The organism is Brevibacterium sp. OS20 (assembly GCF_056837565.1).
Genome location: NZ_CM166367.1, coordinates 425,353 through 445,540 on the forward strand (window position 1 = coordinate 425,353; position 20,188 = coordinate 445,540).

Consider the following 20,188-nt stretch of genomic DNA (forward strand, 5'->3'; position numbering starts at 1 on the left):
ATCAGGTTTCGTCCATTTCCGCATCACATTCGGTGCAATTCATCGGGACGCATACCGATGAACTGGACGAAACGTGATGCGTGAGCCTCACTCCCGTTCCCGCAGCCCGTCCGACCCCCCCCAACACACCCTCACGAGAGAAGCGAACAGCAATGAACCACCCTGCAGCCCCGAACCATGCAGCCCCGTCGTCCGACACGGCGCAATCCTCCGATGCGGCCTTCCTCACCGATTTCCACTTCGTCGCCACCATCGGCGCGACCGACAACAACGGCGTCGACCGGCAGGCGCTGACGCCGGAGGACAAGCAGACGCGTGACTGGATGCGCGGCTGGGCGACGGACAAGGGCTTCGACGTGCGCGTGGATGCGATCGGCAACATGTTCGCCTGCCTCGAGTTCGTTCCCGATGCCCCGTATGTCCTCATCGGCTCGCACCTCGATTCGCAGCCGCTCGGTGGTCGCTTCGACGGCGCCTACGGAGTCATCGCTGCCCTCTTCGCAGCCCTGCGGGTCAAAGAGGAACTCGCCGAATCCGGCCTGCAACCGACCTACAACCTCGCCGTCGTCAACTGGTTCAACGAGGAAGGCGGCCGTTTCGCCCCGTCGATCATGGGCAGTTCCGTCTACGCTGGGCTCTTCGACCTCGACGAGATGCTCGCCGTCACCGATCTCGAGGGCACGACCGTCGCTGAGGCGCTGGGCGCCATCGGCTACGCCGGCACCGATACACCGCCCGAGGCGATCTCCTACGCCGAGATCCACATCGAGCAGGGCCGAATCCTCGAGCGCGAAACCACGGACATCGGCGTCGTCGAATCCAGCTGGTACACGCAGAAACTCGACATCGACGTCCTCGGCGAACAGTCCCACACTGGCGCGACCGCCATGGCCGACCGCCACGACGCCCTCGTCGCAGCGGCCAAAGTCGTGCTCGCCGTCGCCGAGGTGGTCGACGAGTTCGAGGAGGAAGCCCTCGTGTCCTCGGTCGGTCAGCACGTCGTCGAACCGAATTCGCCGATCGTCGTTCCCCGCCGCGTCCATATGGTCGCCGACCTCCGCTCGTCCGACCCGGCGATCGTCCAAGCCGCCCGTGGCTCCCTGAGGGCGCAGATCGCCGAGATCGCCCGCGCCCACGACATCACCATCAACGTCGAGGATTTCGACATCCGCGACAAACGCTACTTCCCGACCGAAGGCGTCGAACTCGCCGAGAAGGCCGTGGCCAACGAGGGCCTGAGCATCCGCCGGTTGGAGACGATGGCCGGCCACGATTCCGTGGCGATGAATCACCGCGTGCCCGCCGTGATGATGTTCGTTCCCAGCGTCGACGGTGTCTCCCACTGCGAACGCGAGTTCACCACCGATGAGGACATGCTCCGCGGTGTCCGCGTGCTCACTTCGGTGGCCGGTGAGCTCGTCCGCGGTGAGCTCGCCGATGTCCGTGACGGTGCCGTGTGGGTCGGGTCGTCCGTCGCCGAGGCGCGCGCATGAGCCGCGCTGTCCCGCGTTCCGGCGCTGACGCCAAGACCACCAACACAGCCTCCGAACCCTGGACCCTGTCCGCCACCGAGGCGCTCGCCGCCTTCCGCTCGAAGAAACTCTCCCCGGTCGACTACCTGACCTCCTTCATCGGCCGCATCACCGCGGAAGATGAGCGCATCAATGCGGTCACGGAAGTCGTGGAGGAGGCGGTCCCCTCGGCGCGGGAAGCCGAGGACTTCTACGCGAACGCCACCAGCGATGACCTCGCCGAGGCGGCCGCCACCCGCCCGCTGCTCGGACTTCCCGTGATCGCCAAGGAGAAGCACGCGCTCGCCGGCCGAGGCCTCACCCAAGGACTGCTGCACGAACGCGACACCATCGCCGACAACGATGCCACGATCATCGCCCGCATCCGCGCCGCCGGCGGGTTCGTCCACGCCCGAGCGACCTCCCCGGAGTTCAGCTGCGCGACGATCACGCACTCGCCGATGTGGGGCGTGACCCGCAACCCCTGGAACCTCGACCTCTCGCCGGGAGGGTCCTCGGGTGGGTCCGGTGCCGCGCTCGCCGCCGGATTCGCGCCTCTGGCCACGGCCTCGGACATCGCCGGATCGACGCGGCTGCCCGCCGCCTTCACCGGCACCGTCGGCTACAAAGCTCCGTACGGTCGGATCCCCGGCGCCCAACCCCTGGCCGCCGACTGGTATCGCGGAGACGGGCCGATGACGCGCACCGTCGCCGATGCCGCCCTGCTCGCCAAAGTCATGGTCGGCGTCGATCCGAGCGATCACGCGACGATCGCCTCACATGGGTTCCTCGATGACTTCGACCCCGCCGAGGCGGCTGATCGACTCCGCGGCCGCAAGGTTGCGCTGTGCGTGCGTTTGGGGGACTTCCCCGTCGGGAAGGACATCGAAGCGAACACCCGCGCGGTCGCCTCGGCGCTGGAATCGGCGGGTGCGCAAGTCGAGGAGATCGAACTGCCGTGGACGGCGGAACGGATCTTCGAGACCGCGTTCACCCACTTCGGGAATCTCCTCGCCCCCGCCATGCGCGCCGCCACCCGCGGCCACGAGGACACGTTGGCCGACTACACGCTGAGGTTCATGGCCGACTCCGAGGCGGTCGCCGGCCGCCGATCCTTCTTTGACGGACTCGCCATGGAAGCACAGATCCAGGCCGAGCTGGCGTCCGCGATGGACGGCTTCGACGTACTCCTGGCGCCCACCTCGGCGGTGGCGGGGTTGGAAGCCGATGCGAGCTACCTCGACGGGATCACGGTCGGTGCGGACGGCGTCGGTCGCGAAGTTGCCAGGTCAGGTGGTGCGAGCGGGAATGACGGCGGGGACGACGTCCGGCTCGAGCACTACTGGCAGTCGCATATGACGATGCCGTTCAACATCTGCAACCGCGTGCCGATCGTCAACGTGCCCTCCGGGATAGCTGACTGCGGCATCCCCACCGGCGTCCAGGTCATCGCTCACCCGTACGATGACACCCGCGCCTTCGACGTCGCAGCCGCCATCGAAACGCTGCGCCCATGGACCGGACTGGCGCCGACGGTTCAGATAGGCTCATCGGATGGATGAGCACACCCTCGCCGAGGTGGAGCGAGCCGGAACGCAGTTCAACGCCGTCACAGCGATGGCCGTCGACCGCGCGAATGCCCTCACCGCGGTATCGGTCGGCCGCCGGGATTCCGGTCAGCCGCCTCGGCGTTTGGAGGGGATTCCCTTCGCAATCAAAGACGTCATCGACCTCGTCGGCTATCCGACGACGATGGGATCGAATGTGCGCAGCGATGCCCCGGCTGCTACCTCGGCGCCGGTCGTCGACCGACTCGAAGCGGCGGGCGCGATCCCTGTGGCGAAGACGAACTGCCAGGAGTACTCCTACGGAATCCTCGGCGACGAATCCGCCTTCGGCCGCGTCGTCAATCCCGTCGATGCGGCACTGTGCACCGCCGGGTCGAGCTCCGGATCGGCCGCGCTCGTTGCCGCCGGGGTGGTGCCGTTGGCGTTGGGCACCGACACGGCCGGATCTGTGCGCGTGCCGGCGGCCTGCCAAGGCGTGCTCGGGTTCAAGCCGACCTTCGGCATCGTGCCCGTCGACGGAGTCTTCCCACTCTCGCAGAGCTTCGATACCGTCGGGCTGTTCGCTGCCGACCTCGGCGTACTGACCACGGCTTTCGACGTGATTGCGGGAGCCGGTTCGGGTGATGACCGAGGTGACAGCGCACACACCATCGATGTCAGTCTCTTCGCGGATGACGGCGACCGGGCGCGGGACCTGCTCAAGTCGGTCCCGGAACTCACGATCACCTCGGCGAATGGGCCAGCCCTGGCCGAACTCCTCGAGGACCTCGCACCGATCTACGATTACATCCGCCTCTATGAGGCATCCGAGGTCCACAAAGACCTCTACGCCGAGCACTCCGCGGACTACCAGCCGGGTGTGGCCAAGAAGATCGAATCCGGCCGAGGCCTCTGCGAGGCCGAATACCGAAAGCAGCTGGACGCGCTCGCCGAACTGCGGGAACGGTCGCTCGCGGTCTTCGGTGGCACTGACTTCCTGCTCACTCCGGCCATCGACGGACCCGTGGTCCGCTGGGATGAGATCGACTCCGGCACGGCGGCGAAGTTCATGCGCTATTCGATGCCATTCAACGTGCTCGGCTGGCCGGCCTTGACGATCCCGCTGCCCAGGGCCGGAGGCGGCGAAGGACCGCAGGCGGTGCAGCTGGTCGGCCGCCCCGGCGGCGACCGCGACCTGCTCGCCTTCGCCTCTCAGCTGGTCTGACTAGACCCGTGGCCGGTCTGACTTGGGGAGCAGTTCGATTGACTCGGGGATGTCTGGTCTGACTCGGTGCCACCGGTCCGATTCGGAGATCGGCCGAGTCGAGCCCACCCTCGACTAGGCTGAACTCGAACAGTCGCCGCGTCGAACGAACCGGAGCCGGGCCGATGAGACCCACGCACAGTCAGATGCTCACCCTCTCCGACGACTCGCGCGCAAATATCGCGGGAGTCCCTGCGCTCATCGTCAGCGGCATCCTCGTGTTCGGATTCGACTTCGACCCACTGGGTTCTGGCCCGAGCATGGCTGCATCGCTGGCCCTGCCGCACGAGGTCATCAACCTCTTCCTCGTCTTCTGGCCGCTCTTCGCGCTGACCTATCTGCTGTGGACCCACGCGGGACTGAGAGACCTCGACGAGACCGAACTCATCGTCCATTCCCGCTGGTCAGTGGCGAACCGCCGACGATGGTGGTCGCGGTGGTTCGGGATGGGCGGAGCAGTGTCCTGGGCGACCATGGCTGCCTACCTCGCATTCATCTTCAACATCTTCCTCGTCACCTCTGGCTCGAGCGCCAGCATCGGTATCTCTGCGGCGCTCGGCATCGCGAATGTCATCGCCTCGTGGGCGGTGCTCGTGTATTCGTTCGCACTCGAGTTCATGCGTCTCGACCTCAGCGGCGGCGGCAGCCCGGGGGAGCGGCAACTCGAATTCGAGATGGAAGGCCCACGCGAGTTCGGCGACTACCTGACCTTCTCCGTGCTGTCGTCGACGATGACGGCCGCGCTCCCCGGCCGAGCGGTGTCGCGGAAAGCCTGGCGGCTGGTGCGTACGAACGTCATCGTCGCCTTCGCCTTCAACTCCGTCGTCGTCGCGACCCTCGTCTCGATGATCCTCTCCTACGTCATGTGACCGTCACCGGCACAGCCCAACCCTGTGAATATCGCCGAGGCGGCCCACCCCGTTCAGGGTGGACCGCCTCGGGCGTATGGGCTCCTCAACCGGGCGGGCCGCCTCGGTGAGGACAGATTCCCCAACTGGGTGGGCCGCCTCGGTGAGGGTGGGAGGTCACAGCCTCCAGCAGCTGTCGAGCGGAGCCTTGCCCGCGAAGGTGCGACTGGTGAAGGTCTCGACGCGGGGCAGGGCTGCGACGTAGCCGCCTAAGTGAGTGGGCCCGAGATTGTCCTCGAAGGCCACCTTGTGACCGGCTCGGCACCAGGTCGACGCGAGCTCCTTGCCCTGATCGAACGAGATGACGTCGTCGAGGCGGCTGTGGTTGACCAGCAGCGGAATATCAGGCACTTCGGCCTTACCCAACCGCTGCCGGTCAACGATGTCCGTGAAGTGCTCGTCGATGACCTCAGGGAACGACTCGCCGTTCTTCGTCAGCGACTTCCCATCCGTGAAGGCAGTCGAGAGCAGGGCTTGGACGGTGCACTTGTCCGCTGTTTCGGCGACCACCTTCTGCCCCTTCTCGTTGAGGAATTCTGACAGATCGATGTCAGCCTGATCGGCGAACCCGACGACGCCGTAGAGTGCGAATGCCGTATAGACGCTCGAGAGACCGGAGACGGTCTTGTACAGGTCGGTCGGCACGGCACCGGCCGAGGTGGAGACGACGTTGAGCTCGGGAGCCCATTCCTTCTGTAGCTCCAGAGCTGCCGTCGTGGCGTGGCCGCCCTGTGAGTATCCGCGCAGCTGGAGCTGGGTGTCCGCGTCGATCTCGCTGCCGTCGAGCTGCTGAACGGCGCGTGCCGCGTCGAGGACGGAGCGCCCCTCTTCGACACGGTTGACGTAGTGGTGGGTGCCTTCGGTGCCGAGGCCCATGTAGTCGACGACGACAACCGGATGCTTTGCGGCGAGGGCCGATGCGACGGAGATGCCTTCGTATTCGGTGCCCATGCCCATCTGGCGGCTCGGAGCGCACTTGTCGGCGATGCCCTGGGTGCCCGGCGCGATGACGACGGCATCCTCAGCGTGGCCGCTCGCGCCGTTCGGGGTGAGCAGAGTGGCGGTCGCGGCTCGGGCCAGTCCCTTCTCATCGGTGGTCTTGTACATGAAGACCGTCGACTTCGCGTCATGCTTGATGAGCTTCACCGGATCGAGGTAGAACTCGGATTCGGCCTGCTTGACCACTGCGCCGTCCTCGCTCGGCAGTGAGTCCGGGGTCTGATAGAAGTTCCCGGGGACCCCCGATGCCGGAAGCTCCTCCTGCGCGGCGGCGTATTCGACATCGGCCGTGGTGATCACATCGGACTCTTCGACGGCCTTCTGCGCCTGTTCGACGCTGACGCCTTCGGGGACGGAGTCGCGGTCGAGTGTACTCGGATCCTCTGCCGCACGGTCGTCGATGAGCTGTTCGGCTTCGGCCTCGGTCTGCGGAACGAGCTCGGCGGCATGGGCGGGAGCGGTTGTCGTGCACAGGGTCAGTGCGAGGCCGACGACCGCCGCGGCGCTCAGGGCCTGGAGGCGACGACGAGGCCCTTGTGAGGAGATGGTCGGCAGTGCTGTGGTTGGCGTGCTCATAGGCGGTGGTCCTGTTCTGCCATGTCTCTCGGCATTGAGAAGGTGCGGGACAGCGGTGTCGGTGCAGACTGCAGCGGTGTGCACCGTGACGGTGAGATCAGAGTCGCGACGGGGTGCAGTCGGCCAGGATGTTCACCATTGGACGCCCTGATTGTGACGGGCAACACACACATTACTTGATAGTAGAACTGAGTGGTAGTTAAGTGCAGATTCGGTCTGCTGCCTGGTCGGGGCGGGTGTGTTCGGGTCGGGTCTGGTCGTGCCGGGTCAGAGCTGGTCGGCGCTGGATCAGGTCGGATCTGATCAGGCGAGGTGCGAGCGAACGACTTCGGCGATGACGAGGATCGCGCCGACGATCGAAGAGCCGACAGCGAGGCGGTAGAGGAGCCTGCGGTCGGCGCGTCGGATGACGAAGTTCGACAGCCACAGTCCGATGAGCATGAATGGCAGCAGGAACGCCGCCGCGATGAGGTGCCTGGTGCCGACCTCGCCGCCGATGGTCAGTCCCGTCAGAGACAGGATGCTGCCGAGGGTGAAGTAGGCGCTCATCGTCGAGCGCATCGACGACGGATCGAGCGAGCGCATGATGAGGCTGATCGGGGGCCCGCCGATGCTCGTGGCCGTGCCGAAGATCCCCGAGACCGACGATGCGAAGAACATATTGCGGTGCGAGGCCGCCGGTGACCAGCCGACCAGGCTGAATGCAGCGCCGGCGAGGACTGTGATCGCGAGCATCAGGGACAGGCCGGAGTCCGGCAGCAGCACTACGGCGGCGGTGCCGATCGCGATTCCGGGCAGCCGTCCGAGAGCGCCCCAGCCGACGAGCTTCCAATCGACGTCCTGACGCTCACGGGCGAATGCCGTGAATGAGGTGAGGGTGGCCAGCAGCAGAAGGGCGGACGGCAGCAGGTCGGGGCGCAGGAGGGCGAGTACGGGTGCGGTGATCATGCCGAGGCCGAATCCGATGGAGCCCTGCAGGCAGGCTGAACCCAGCACCACGATCCCGATGATCAGGTACTGGATGATCTCCATCGATTCCTCATTCCTCCGCTGTGGGCGCCACGGTCAGACATCTGCGGGCCTCCGGTCAGACGGCACTCGCCGCTCACGACAATGGCCGTGCGGCGCAGACTGCGCGTTTTGAGCACCTATTTTATGCGCAAACCGAACAACTCACCATCTTCTTCGCGAAAACACTTGCGCACAACACGCATGAATGGGCTAGTCTTTACGAAGATCGCGCACGATGATGACGCGCCTCCACCGCTGCATCAATCGCCGGGCGATCACCCAGTTGTCCATCTACACATGGGAGTGCAGCCATGGCCGCCGACGTCCATAGCGTGAAACGCAGCTCTGTCTCTTCGATGCCCGCGCAGAATCCGCTGCCGCGCGGTCTCGGCCTCGTCACCTCGGTCGGGCCCGGTCTCGTGCTGGCCATGTCCTTCCTGGGCACCGGCGACCTCGTCAGCTCCTCTGTCTCGGGTGCCTCCTACGGGTATGCGCTGCTGTGGACGCTCATCCTCTCGCTCGTCGCCCGCACGTTCATCATCTCGTCCATCGCGAAGTACACGCTGATGAACAAGCACGGAGACACGCAGATCCTCGACGGATTCGCCCGCCTGTCGCCGGTGCTGCCGGGGATCATGGCCGCGGTCGTCCTCATCGCCGGCTTCATCACCCAGGCCACCTTCCTCCTCGCCGCTGCTGTCGGCCTCCACGAACTCACCGGCGGTGAGTGGGGCGGCTCTTGGGGCCGGTTCTTCTGCGCGATCATCATCGTCGCTCTCACCCTGTCGCTGGTCATGCTGCGCAAGCAGTTCGTCGTCCTCGAGTACTTCGCCCGTTTCGCCTCGGTCGCGATGATCATCGCCTTCGTCTACGCGCTCATCAAGATCGGCACCTTCGACATCGCCGGCTTCGTCCAGGGCATGGCCTTCGAAATCCCGAAGGAGCAGAACACCTCGGCATTCGCCCCCATCGTCATCGCCTCGGCGACCATCGGCACGATCGCCGGCAATATGCCCAACCTGCTCTATTCCGGGTTCATGCGCGACAAGGGCTGGGTCGGACCGAAGTACCGGAGGATTCAGCAGTTCGACCTCATCGCCGGCATGGCCCCGTTGCTCATCATCAACCTGCTGTTCTGGATCGTCGCCGCCGAATTCAGTGCCGCCCACCCCGGCTTCTCCATCGCCGACGAATTCGACCTCTCCCACATGCTCTCGGTCGCCGTCGGCCCGGTCGGTCCGTATCTGCTGTGGATGTGCATCTTCTTCGCCGCGATGACGAGCTTCCCGCCGCAGTCGCGCGGTTTCTCGCAGCTGGCCATCAACGGCATCAACCACACCGTGCCGTCGATGCGAAAGTTCCTCGGCCGCGACGAGGAGAACCCCGCCTTCCGGTGGATCCAGGCGATCGTCTTCATCGTCCTGCCCCTGGCCTCGACGATCCCCGGCGCCCCGGATCTCATCTCGCTCAACATCGTCGGCACCGCGATCTCCACCGTGCTCAGCCTCCCGATCATCGTCGTGTGCATCCTGCTGCTGACCTCGCGGAAGAAGCACATGCACTCCTACGCGGTCAATCGGAAATGGCAGACCGGACTGCTGCTTCTCCTCGGCATCATCGCCATCGTCGTCGGCGTCCAGATCGCCATGCAGATCCCCGCGATGTTCCAGACCGCGTTCGGATGATGAGTCCGGACCGTCGGTTCGGGGATTCCCTCGCCGAGGCGGCCCACGGCTGCCGTGCGAACGATCCCGCCGAGGCGACCCACTCTTACGTACCTTGATTTCACTGCCACGACATGGAGGAGACACCCATGACACTGCTGTCCCAGCCCGCACTCGAACGAGTTCCCGCACCGTCGGCTGACGGCCGGCTCCGCTTCTTCGAGGACGACGGTTCCGCGGCCGCGGTGATCCCGACCGATCGGCGCTCGAACCACGCGCCGTCGATCCTGTCCCTGCCCGGCGGCGGACTCCTGGCCGCCTGGTTCGGCGGCAGCGATGAGGGAAACAAGGACATCGACATCCTCGTCTCCCGATTCGACGTCGATACGGGACGGTGGACCGCCTCGGCGGCGGTGACCCACGATGAGATCCGATCTGATCAGAACCCCGGTCTCTTCGCCTCCCCCGACGGGACGATCTGGCTCGTCTATACTTCCCAGCTGTCGCGACAGTCCGGGGTCCCCGAGACCTTCAACCTCCAGCACACCTCCGTGGTCAAAGTGATCCGTTCGGCCGACGGAGTGAGCTGGAGCGAACCGGAGACGCTCTTCGACCGGGAGGGGACGTTCTGCCGGCAGCCCATCCAGGTCCTTGAGGACGGGACGTGGGTGCACACTCAGTGGCTGTGCCTCGACGACGATTCGAAAAACGGCTCCGACCAACCGGTCGTCCAGATCTCCACGGATCAGGGATCGATCTGGAGACAAGTCGAGTTCCCCGAGGCAGTCGGTCGGGTCCACCCGAACATCGTCGAGCTCGAACCGGGACGCCTCGTCAGCCTCTTCCGCTCACGCTTCGCCGACTGGGTCTACCTCAGCCGATCCGACGACGGAGGAGAGACCTGGTCGGTGCCCGAGGCCACCGAGGTGCCGAACAACAATGCCGGTATCAGCGCCTTCCGTCTGCCCTCGGGCATGCTCGCTCTCGTCTCGAACGAACACCAGGTCGCCACGGAACCCGGCGAGGTGGTCTGGCCGTACGAACGGATGCGGATTGTCATCGCAGTGTCGAACGATGAGGGCCGCACCTGGCCGGTGCGTCGAGTCATCGAGCCCGGTGACGGGTTCTCCGGTGACGGCAACCTACGCAGCAATCGCCGTCAGGAGTACCCGCACGGCATCGTCGATGCCGACGGGCTCATCCACGTCGTCTACGCCTACGGCTCCCGACGGGCGATCCGGCACGTCGTCTTCGACGAAGCGTGGATCTCCGGAGTCGAGGACCAGGTCCACACCGACTGCAAACTCTGGGGCTGAGCCCCCCCGGGGCTTCTATATGCTCGCGTGCCGTCAGTTCTGTACGGCATTGCCCATCTGGTCGACACGGACGACGGCGATTCCGCGCTCTTCGAACGGTGTGATCTGCGCCGGATCGGCCGAATCGTCGGTGACGAGCGTCCATCCGCTGCCGAGGTCGGCCCAGGCATGGAAGGGCCGCTGGCCGAGCTTCTCAGCGTGCGCGACGACGAAGACGTGGGTGGCGCGGCGGCTCATCAGTTCCTTGAGGCGGACCTGTTCGGGCAGGGCTTCGCACACACCGTCCTCAGCGGTGACGGCATCGGCACCGAGGAAGGCGAAGTCGAACGTGAACTTCTCCAGCCCCGCCTCGGTGATGGGGCCGATGAAGCCCTGGCTGACGGGACGATATCTGCCGCCGAGAAGGGTGAACTCGACCCCCTCGAGATCAGCCATCTGCTGCAGCGATGTCAACCCGGTCGACACGACCGACAGCGGGGACGTCTCGCGCAGTCCGCGCGCAACTTGCGCGGTTGTCGTGCCTGCGTCGAGGAGCACATGCGAGCCCGCCGGCACCTGCTTGGCACACCAGGAACCGATCGCGCGTTTGACCTCGGGGGCTTCGTGCGACCGTTCAGCCAGCGTGGTCTCCGCCTCGGTGGGCACAGCGAGGACACCGCCGTAGGTGCGGGCCAATTCGCCGGAATCGGTGAGCTTCGCCAGATCCCGGCGGATCGTCGACGCGGTGACTCCGAGCATCTCCGACAGAGTTTCGACACTCATCTCACCTTGGGTGCGCGCCAGCTGAAGGATCTCCTCGCGACGTTCGCCTGCGTTCATGTCTCTCCTGTCGGATTGCCGTTGATCGCCACTGTATCGCGGATTATCGCGCGAACCGCGCAGAACTCAGACAACGGTGACGCGCGGATCGCACTACCGCCTTGGCGCTGGCACGGTGTTCCGTTGTGCGGACCGCACCTCGCCTCCGCCGGATGACCTTCCGAACTCAGACGACGGCGAGAGCCGCAGCCTGACGCATCGCCTCGCTCATCGACTCGGTGTCGACCTTGCCGGTGCCGGCGATGTCGAACGCGGTGCCGTGATCGACCGAGGTGCGGATGACGGGCAGGCCGACGGTGATGTTGACGCCGGCATCGATGCCGAGGACCTTGATCGGGCCGTGCCCCTGATCGTGGTACATCGCGACGATGAGGTCGTAGTCGCCGCGCCCGGCGAGGAAGAAGGCGGTGTCGGCAGACAGGGGCCCGACGGCGTCGATGCCGTCGGCCCGCAGCTTCGTGATCGCCGGAGTGATCTTCTCCTCCTCTTCGCCGTAGCCGAAGAGCCCGTTCTCACCGGCGTGCGGGTTGATCGCGCACACCCCGATGTGCGGTCGTTCCAGTCCGGCCCGGACGAGTGCATCGTGGCCGCGGCGGACGGTGCGTTCAACGAGGCCGGGCTGGATCTTCGCCACGGCATCGATGAGTCCGATGTGGGTGGTCACGTGGATGACGCGCAGCTTGGGGGAGGAGAGCATCATCGAGACTTCCTCGGTGCCGGTGAGGGCAGCGAGCATCTCGGTGTGCCCGGGGTACTTGTGCCCGGCGGAGTGGAGGGCCTCCTTGTTGAGCGGCGCCGTGCAGATCGCCTGCACCTCACCGGACATGGCCAGCTGCGCGGCGCGTTCGATGTAGCGGAACGCGGCGTCTCCGGCGACGGGGGAGAGTTCGCCCCAGGGCAGGTCGGCCGGGAGGAGGGCGAGGTCGATGACGTTGATGACTCCGGGCACGTGTTCGGCCTCGGCGGGGGAGTCGACGCGGCGGATCTCGACCGCGGTGCCGAGCACCTGCGCGGCCTGTTCGAGTCGCGCGGCATCGCCGATGACGACTGGCGCGGCGACGGCGAGCACCGAGGGGTCGAGGCAGGCGGCGATGCAGATCTCGGGGCCGACGCCGGCCCCGTCGCCCATGGTCACTGCGACTGTGGGAAGCGCGTTCATTGACTCTCCTTCGTGGTTCGCGACACTGGCCGCGGTGGTCGTGGTGGGCTCACCGGTGGTCAGAGCCGCGTGGATGAGGGTGAGGGAATCGGGTCCGCCCTGTCCGCCGGGTCGGGTGACGACGGCGGCCAGGTCGACATCGTCGGCAATGCTCGCCGAGGCGGCCCCGACCGTGGACAGCACCGCCCCTGGGTGGATCTCGCGGATCGTTTCGATCCGGTGCACGCCGAGGCGGTTGAACACGGCGCGTGCCGTCTCTCCGCCGGCGGCTGCGAGGGCGACGGGCCCGAATCCGGACAGTGCACGGGTGGTGAGTTCGGCGAGGAGCCCCGGCAGCGGCCTAGGGTCGACGGAGGCTCCCGTGTCGGTGAGTCGGACGACGAGGTGGGACTCGGCCAGCGCCGCGCGTAAACGTACGGCGGAAACGTCGAGACGGCGCGGATCGTCGGCCCACGCGGCTACCTCTGTGGCGGGAAAGTCGAGCACACGAGTGTCCGAGTGGTCACGCAGGTGAGCGATCTGCGTCTCGATCCTCTCCGCTGCGGTGCCGAGCAGAGTGAGGGCCCGTGTGGGCATGCGCGGAAATGATGAGGGCTCGGGCCGTTCAGCTGCAGCGTCACCCACATCGGCCAGGGCAGATGCGTCGCTTGGCGCAGGGAGCTCACGTCGTCGACGCTCGGCCAAGGCGCGCGCGAGTGCGGAAGTGCCGACGAGGATGGCCGAGGTCGCCTCGGCGAGAGCGACGATACGGGTGAGATCCTCCATCGTCTCGGCGTCGGCGGTGATGAGGCGCTCGCCGCCGAACCCGGCATTCGAGACGTCGACACCGGCTTCCGAACTGGCAGGGGCGTCGCGGCTGTCAGCGTCGTCGAAGACGTCGGCAGCATTGGTGCCGGGCCGCGACCGCAGTTCGTCGAGGTCTAAATGGCGGGCGGGGACGGGGCACAGATCCGAAAGCGACTCCGGTGCGCTGCCGTCCTCGAGGCTCCAGGCGCGGGTGCTGCTCAGCCGAATTCCGTTGTCGAACGGCACTCCGCCGATGACCGTGCGGCTCTGCTGCGGAAGCGCCGGAGCGAAGATCACGGGGCCGCTCGCGTGGCCGACGGCCGCAGCGAGCGCGGCGCGGATGTTGCCGCGCAGCAGGGAATCGACCTTGATGAGTGTGGCGCGGGACGAGCCGAAGTCACGAAGCGCAGCCGAAGTGCGGGCGCCGGCCGACTCGGCCGGCAGATAACGACAGTCGAGATCGACGACAAGGTCCCGGGGACCGGTGTGGGCCGCCTCGGCGAAGGGTCGATCGGATTCTGCGCCGGCGTTCGCCTCGGCGATGGCGTCATCTGAGCCGGGCGCGGACTCTGCACTCGACGGGGTGAGAACGATCGGGGTACCCGGATCGAGCGTGGCGGCGACCTCGGCAGCGCCGCTGAGATCGTCGGCGATGACCAGGACACCGGATTCGCCTGCTGACATGGCACTCCTTTGCGTCCGGTCCGACTGAACACCCTCTACACTGACATGTGTGCGCGAAATGCGCAAGTTGTTGCACGATCCACGCACAGATGGGAAGATCGGTGTATCGACGATCTGCCCCACTCAACGAGGAGACTCCCTTGACCACAGACTCGACCTTCACGCTCGACGGAGTCTCCGTCCCCCTGTCCCGGCTGGTGCTCGGCACGATGACCTTCGGCGACACCGTATCCGAAACGGCCGCGCACGAGGTCTTCGAAGCAGCCGTTGCGGCCGGGATCACCGGCATCGACACCGCCAACGGATATGCGAAGTCGACGACCGAGAGCCTCATCTCGCCGCTGGTGAAGAAGCACCGCGACCGGATCGTGCTCGCGACGAAGGCAGGAATGCCCCACGCCGACGCCGGAGAGCATTCGCCGCTGTCCGCAGCCGGCCTGCGCGCGAGCGTCGAAGGGTCCCTGCGCCGTCTCGACGTCGAATCGATCGACCTCTTCTATCTCCATCAGCCCGACCGTGCGGCCTCGCTCGACGAGACGCTCGAGACCATCGCCGGCCTGCGCGCCGAAGGCAAGATCACCGCGCTGGGCATCTCGAACTTCGCCGCCTGGCAGGCCGTCGACGTCATCGCCGCCGCCGAGCGCGCGGGCGCTCCGAGCCCCGTTGTGGCGCAGAACGTCTACAGCGTCCTGGCCCGCCGGATCGAGGACGAATGGCTCGAATGCGGACAGGCCCACGGCATCGCAACGATGGCCTACAACCCGCTGGCCGGGGGCCTGCTCGCCCGCCGCCCGTCGACCGACGGAACGGGGGACCGTTTCTCGGGATCCGTGCTGGCAGAGATGTACTCGCAGCGCTACCTCTCCGACTCCGTCCTCGCCTCGGTCGAGGCCTTTGCCGCCGTCGCCGACGATTCCGGGATCCCGCAGGCCGAGCTCGCCCTGCGCTGGGTCGCCGAGGCACCCGGAATCTCCGCCCTGCTGCTCGGAGCCAGCCGCGTCTCCCAGCTCGAGGGCAATATCGCCGCAATCGCCAAAGGCCCGCTGCCGGCCGATGTGCTCACCGCCGTCGATGACGCCACCGCCGCAATCCGCGGTTCCCAGCCGAAGTACAACCGCTGACTCACGAATCAAGAGCTGTCGTCAGAGCTGCCGGCCCGCATCCGTCTCCACCGATCTCGCAACCCTGCACAGGCTCGGCTGCACCAACCGTTCGAAGGGAAATCATGTCATCCATCTCAGGAATCCTCGCCGCTATCGCCACCCCGTTCGACGGGGATGAGAACCTCGTCGAGGCGGCCCTGCGAGCCCATGTCCGCCGTCAGCTCGACGCCGGCATCCACGGCATCTTCGCCCTCGGCACCAACGGTGAGTTCTACGCCCAGTCCGCCGATGAACGCGCCGAGGCCGCGCGGATCGTCATTGACGAGGTGGCCGGCGCCGTCCCCGTCGTCATCGGTGCCGGAGCCGCAACGACCCGGGAGACCATCGCGATCGCCGCCGATGCCGCTGCTGCCGGTGCCGACGCGCTGTCGATCATCACCCCGTACTTCGCGGCCGCCTCGCAGGTCGAGATCGAGAATCACTTCCGGGCCGTGGCCGACTCCGTCGACGTTCCGGTCATCGTCTACAACATTCCCGCACGCACCGGCAATGCCGTGGCACCGGCGACGCTCGAAAAGCTCGCAGCCGTGGACAACATCACCGCAGTCAAGGACTCGAGCGGGAACTTCGACACAATCCTGCAGTACCTCGAGCGCACCGATCGCGAGACCTTCGACGTCATCTCCGGCAATGACTCCCTCATCCTCTGGACCCTGCTGGCAGGAGGTGCCGGAGGGATCAGCGGCATCGCGAACATCTACCCGCAGACGATGGCCTCGATCTACGACCTGTTCGTTGCAGGGGACACCGATGCTGCGCGCACTGCACAGGACAGCATCCGCCCGATCCGCAACTGTCTCGCGCTCGGCAACCCGAACACCGTCGTCAAGGCAGCTGGGAACGAACGCGGATTCGGCCTCGGCCCGGCCAGGGCGCCGTTCAACGCGCTCTCGGATGAAGCGAAGAAGCAGGTCGCTGCGACAGTGGCCGCGGACGTGGAGCGCGGCTTGGCCTGAGACAGGCTGACCTGATCCGCCCGTTCCGTGGCGATTACAACCGCCAGAATCCTTCACTCAACAAATTGTGGCGATTATAATCGCCACCATGGGTCAGATCGACCTGTGCGGCGATTGTGATCGCCACAGTGAGGGGGTAGTGCGATGTCTATCGTCGACAGGCCGAAGTATCTCGAGAAGCTCGAATCGTTCATCGACGCTCCGGTCGTCAAAGTGCTCACCGGATTGCGCCGGTCCGGCAAATCGCGGCTCCTCGACCTCGTCGTCGAGCGGCTGATCGCGCGTGGCATCGACCCCGAACGCATCGTGCATCTCAACTTCGATTCCCTCGAACATGCGTCGTTGGCATCGGCTCAAGCGCTCAATGCGCACCTCAAGGATGTGCTCCCGAGCGAGGGCCGCACCTACGTCCTCCTCGATGAGATCCAAGAAGTCACCGAGTGGGAGCGCCTGGTCAATTCGCTTCTTGCCGAGGGGAGGACTGATCTCTACATCACTGGGTCGAACTCGCGACTGCTGTCCGGCGAACTCGCGACCTACATCGCCGGGCGGTACGTGACGATCGAAGTATGGCCACTGTCCTTCCGCGAATACCTGTCGTTCCGAGAGGCATCCGCCGCCGACGACACGGCGGGCACAGATGCCGAGTTCACACGCTATCTGCGCCTCGGCGGATTCCCCGGTGTGCACATGCTGCCGCTCGACGAAATCGACGCCCGCTCGATGATCATGGACATCTACAGGTCCACGCTCGTCAGGGATGTGCTCGCGAGGAATCGGATCCGTGACGCTGATACGTTCGAACGCGTCGCCGCATTCGCGATCGACAATGTCGGCAATCCGTTCTCCGCTCGACGTGTCGCCGACTTCATGAAGTCTCAGCGCCGGTCGATCGGCCATGAGACCGTGCTCAACTATCTGACGGCACTGTCCGAAGCCTTCGTGATCGCACGAGTTCCTCGGTTCGATCTGCACGGCAGGGCCATCCTCGCGACAGGTCAGAAGCACTTCGTCGGCGATCATGGCATCGTCAATGCCCTGTTCGGCTACTCGGACCAGCGTCTGCCGGGAGTGCTGGAGAACATCGTGTGGATGGAGCTGCGTCGACGCGGCTACGAGGTCACCATCGGTCGGATCGGAACAGCCGAAGTCGATTTTGTGGCTCAGCGTGCCGACGAGGTCGTCTACATCCAGGTGGCCACGACGATCGCGACTGAGGATACCCGCCACCGAGAACATCGACCGCTCGAAGCGATTGCGGACAACCATCCGAAATACCTGCTGACACTCGACCCGCTTGTCGGAGGAAACGTGAATGGAATCAAACATCGCAGACTCCCTGAGTTCCTGCTCGCCAACGAAATCTGAATCAGCGCTTGGACGCGCCGGAGCCGACAGCCGAGCCGGCAGAGGGGAACTGAGCTGATCGACGTATCGGTCAGGCGACGGGGAAGCGGGGCTCTTCGCCCTGCAGCACCCGGACGACGTCTTCGACGGCCCAGGTTCCCATGTTCGCGTTCGCAATATCCGAGTAGGCGCCGATGTGCGGGGTGGCGATGAGATTCGGCGCGGAGAGCAGCGGATCGTCCGCCGCCGGCGGTTCCGTGGCGAAGGCGTCCAGGGCGGCGAATGACAGCCGCCCGGACTCAAGAGCCGTGGCCAGAGCTGCCTCGTCGACGAGCCCGCCACGGGCCGCGTTGATGAGCCCGGCACCCTTGGGCATCGTGGCGAGAAGCTCGGCATCGAGCAGCGGCTCGTCGCCACCGGGCAGGTGGAGGGTGAGGAAATCGGACCCTGCGACCACCTCGGCGAGGTTCTGGGGCTCGGCCCCCGCCTCGGCGATGGCCTCATCGGGGACGTACGGATCGTATGCGGCGATGCTCAGGCCGAATCCTGCGGCACGCTTCGCGACCTCCCGCCCGATGCGGCCGAAGCCGAGGATGCCGAGGCGTTTGCCGCTCAGCTGCGAACCGAAGAATACGCCCCACTCGCCGGTGCGCAGCGAATCCTCGGCGGCGCGAATCCGGCGGGCGCCCATAATGAGGAGCCCGAGCGTGAGGTCGGCGACGGACTCGGCATTCGCTCCGGGAGTGTTGACGACCCTGACTCCGGCGGCAGCGGCGGCGTCCAGGTCGATGTTGTCGACTCCGGCTCCGTGCTTCGCGACGACCTTGAGGTCGGGACAGGCGGCGAGGACCTCGGCGTTGATCCGATCGAGACCGACGAGGACCGCCTCGGCGCCGGAGATCGTCTCGATGAGGTCTTGCCCGGATTTGGGATGATTCTCGGTCCGGTAGTCGAGGTCGAGGCCGAGCTGGGCGGATCGCGCACTCGGAAGCTGCGAATACTTGCCGAAGGACGGGGTGAGGACGGTGAGGCGCATCAGGCTCCGATCTCGATTCCGAAGGTCTCGAACACGGTGTAGATGCCCAGCAGGCCGATCGCCAGGGAGGCGAAGACGAGCATCACCGTGAAGAAGTGGTTGGACTTGAATTCGGCCGGCACCTCTCGGGAGCGAAGGTACCAGACGGCGATGACGACGGCGACGAGGAAGACTCCGCTGGCCACGCCGCCGATCTGGACCATGATCACCGGGGACTGGATGATGAGGTAGCTCAGTGCCCAGATGATCGGGAAGACCACGGTGAGCACACGGATGATGCGGCCACGGGTGAGGGTGTTCTCCCATTCGAAGACGCCGAGGATGGACACCGTGTTCGTCCACAGCCGGGGCACGCTCGCGGTCGAGGCGATGAAGGTCGAGAAGAGGACGGCGAAGGCGCCGATGAGGAAGATCCAGTGTCCGACTTCACCCATCGTCGAGGAGTACATCGACGACAGCGTGGTGATCATGTCGTTGCCCTCGGGCACGAGGTTCTGCGGGTGGAGGATGGCCGCGCCGATGACGTAGAAGGACATCGTGCACACGGTCGAGACGATCCAGGAGACGAGCACGTCCGTGCGCATCACCGAGATCCAGCCGCGGGCGCGGCGGGCGCGTTCCGCGGTGCCGTCGTTTGGGCCGGTGTAGCGGGCGTAGCCCTTTTCGAGGCACCAGTAGGTGTATGTCGTCATCTCGTCGGCGCCGACGCCGGTGATGCCGAACATTGCGACCGCGAAGCCCAGGGTGCCGGCGGGAATGGCGAAGGTCAGTCCGCTCATGACGTCCGCCGAGGTGTAGGCGAAGTCGGTGAAGGGCAGCGATACTGCGAGTCCGACGGTGGAGACCGTGAAGATGATGACCGCGCCGACGGAGAACTTCTCGACGATGCTGTACCTGTTCGTCACGAGCAGGGCGATGACGACGGCGAGCGAGACGACCGTCCAGAAGACGAGAGACGGAGTCGAGAGCGGCTCACCGAAGACGGGCAGCATGATGCTCAGTGCAGCGACGGCACCGCCGATGATGCCGCCGCGCTGGAAGACCTTCGCGAAGTCCATGAGGATCCACAGCAGGTTGATCCATCCGGCACGCCCGATGAGGCGGGGACCGACGTGGCCGTAGCCTTCGAGCGCGGGCTTGCCCGAGAGTATGGTCCACTGCGCGAGCTCGAGCTGGACCCAGACCTTGACCGCGGTGGAGATGATGACGAGCCAGAGGAGGACGAAGCCGGCCTTGGCGCCCAGTGCCGTGGTGGTGATGAGTTCGCCGGAGCCGATGACTGCGGCCGAGATGACAAGACCGGGACCGAGGTACTTGAGCTTGCCCGCAAAGGTCGTGGGCGGTTCGAGCACGTCCTTGGGGTCGAGGTGGTAGGGGTCGACGGCGGCGGCGCCTGTGCGGTCGTCCCGGTCGATGTTCTGCGCGGTCATACTCGGCTTCCT

At 65.9% G+C, this 20,188-nt stretch carries 15 protein-coding genes; 9 read left to right on the forward strand and 6 right to left on the reverse strand.

Translation table 11 applies throughout. The features are described 5' to 3' along the window. Positions 1–152 precede the first annotated feature (152 nt). From ACVZTU_RS01875 to ACVZTU_RS01890, 4 genes are all read left to right on the forward strand, one after another. Positions 153–1,493: a M20 family metallo-hydrolase gene (locus ACVZTU_RS01875; RefSeq protein ID WP_482401250.1), complete on the forward strand. Its 1,341-nt coding sequence runs from the start codon at positions 153–155 to the stop codon at positions 1,491–1,493. Next, the gene (locus tag ACVZTU_RS01880; protein WP_482401251.1) at positions 1,490–3,073 is read left to right on the forward strand and encodes an amidase; all 1,584 of its coding nucleotides are present in this window, start codon (positions 1,490–1,492) and stop codon (positions 3,071–3,073) included. The genes ACVZTU_RS01875 and ACVZTU_RS01880 overlap by 4 nt, the downstream gene beginning before the upstream one ends. Further along, positions 3,066–4,283, forward strand: coding sequence for an amidase (locus tag ACVZTU_RS01885; RefSeq protein ID WP_482401252.1), 1,218 nt, complete (start codon positions 3,066–3,068; stop codon positions 4,281–4,283). The genes ACVZTU_RS01880 and ACVZTU_RS01885 overlap by 8 nt, the downstream gene beginning before the upstream one ends. A 164-nt stretch (positions 4,284–4,447) precedes the next feature. Beyond that, positions 4,448–5,191 carry a DUF1345 domain-containing protein gene (locus ACVZTU_RS01890; RefSeq protein WP_229664051.1) on the forward strand — a complete coding sequence of 248 codons (744 nt, stop codon included), beginning with the start codon at positions 4,448–4,450 and terminating at the stop codon, positions 5,189–5,191. Between the two features lie 156 nt (positions 5,192–5,347). Here ACVZTU_RS01890 and ACVZTU_RS01895 read toward each other — a convergent pair whose 3' ends face one another. Next, entirely contained in the window at positions 5,348–6,805 is a 1,458-nt protein-coding gene (locus ACVZTU_RS01895) for a lipase family protein (RefSeq protein WP_482401253.1), read from the reverse strand. A gap of 303 nt (positions 6,806–7,108) precedes the next feature. Next, positions 7,109–7,837 (reverse strand): sulfite exporter TauE/SafE family protein, encoded by a 729-nt coding sequence (locus tag ACVZTU_RS01900; RefSeq protein ID WP_482401254.1) that lies wholly within the window; start codon positions 7,835–7,837, stop codon positions 7,109–7,111. 311 nt (positions 7,838–8,148) lie between these two features. Between ACVZTU_RS01900 and ACVZTU_RS01905 the strand changes: the two genes are divergently transcribed. Further along, positions 8,149–9,501 carry an Nramp family divalent metal transporter gene (locus ACVZTU_RS01905; RefSeq protein WP_482401255.1) on the forward strand — a complete coding sequence of 451 codons (1,353 nt, stop codon included), beginning with the start codon at positions 8,149–8,151 and terminating at the stop codon, positions 9,499–9,501. Positions 9,502–9,629: 128 nt separating this feature from the next. Continuing rightward, positions 9,630–10,796, forward strand: a complete 1,167-nt coding sequence (locus ACVZTU_RS01910) for a sialidase family protein (protein ID WP_181271327.1) — start codon at positions 9,630–9,632, stop codon at positions 10,794–10,796. Between the two features lie 33 nt (positions 10,797–10,829). Here the strand turns inward: ACVZTU_RS01910 and ACVZTU_RS01915 are convergent, their stop codons facing one another. Then, positions 10,830–11,615, reverse strand: coding sequence for a DeoR/GlpR family DNA-binding transcription regulator (locus ACVZTU_RS01915; RefSeq protein WP_482401256.1), 786 nt, complete (start codon positions 11,613–11,615; stop codon positions 10,830–10,832). A 166-nt stretch (positions 11,616–11,781) separates the two neighbouring features. Then, complete coding sequence (pdxA, locus tag ACVZTU_RS01920; RefSeq protein WP_482401257.1) at positions 11,782–14,244, reverse strand: 4-hydroxythreonine-4-phosphate dehydrogenase PdxA; 2,463 nt, start codon at positions 14,242–14,244, stop codon at positions 11,782–11,784. Between the two features lie 140 nt (positions 14,245–14,384). On the opposite strand from pdxA, the gene ACVZTU_RS01925 reads away from it, so the two are divergent. The 3 genes from ACVZTU_RS01925 (at position 14,385) to ACVZTU_RS01935 (ending at position 17,731) form a co-directional block, all read left to right on the forward strand. After that, the gene (locus ACVZTU_RS01925) at positions 14,385–15,365 is read left to right on the forward strand and encodes an aldo/keto reductase (protein WP_482401258.1); all 981 of its coding nucleotides are present in this window, start codon (positions 14,385–14,387) and stop codon (positions 15,363–15,365) included. A 104-nt stretch (positions 15,366–15,469) separates the two neighbouring features. After that, positions 15,470–16,363, forward strand: a complete 894-nt coding sequence (locus ACVZTU_RS01930; RefSeq protein WP_482401259.1) for a dihydrodipicolinate synthase family protein — start codon at positions 15,470–15,472, stop codon at positions 16,361–16,363. A 144-nt stretch (positions 16,364–16,507) separates the two neighbouring features. Next, positions 16,508–17,731, forward strand: coding sequence for an ATP-binding protein (locus ACVZTU_RS01935; RefSeq protein WP_482401260.1), 1,224 nt, complete (start codon positions 16,508–16,510; stop codon positions 17,729–17,731). A gap of 70 nt (positions 17,732–17,801) precedes the next feature. On the opposite strand, the gene ACVZTU_RS01940 is transcribed toward ACVZTU_RS01935, so the two are convergent. Continuing rightward, a complete protein-coding gene (locus tag ACVZTU_RS01940) occupies positions 17,802–18,746 on the reverse strand; it encodes a phosphoglycerate dehydrogenase (RefSeq protein WP_482401261.1) in 945 nt (314 codons plus the stop codon). After that, positions 18,746–20,176 (reverse strand): Nramp family divalent metal transporter, encoded by a 1,431-nt coding sequence (locus ACVZTU_RS01945; protein WP_482401262.1) that lies wholly within the window; start codon positions 20,174–20,176, stop codon positions 18,746–18,748. The genes ACVZTU_RS01940 and ACVZTU_RS01945 overlap by 1 nt, the downstream gene beginning before the upstream one ends. Positions 20,177–20,188: the final 12 nt, after the last annotated feature.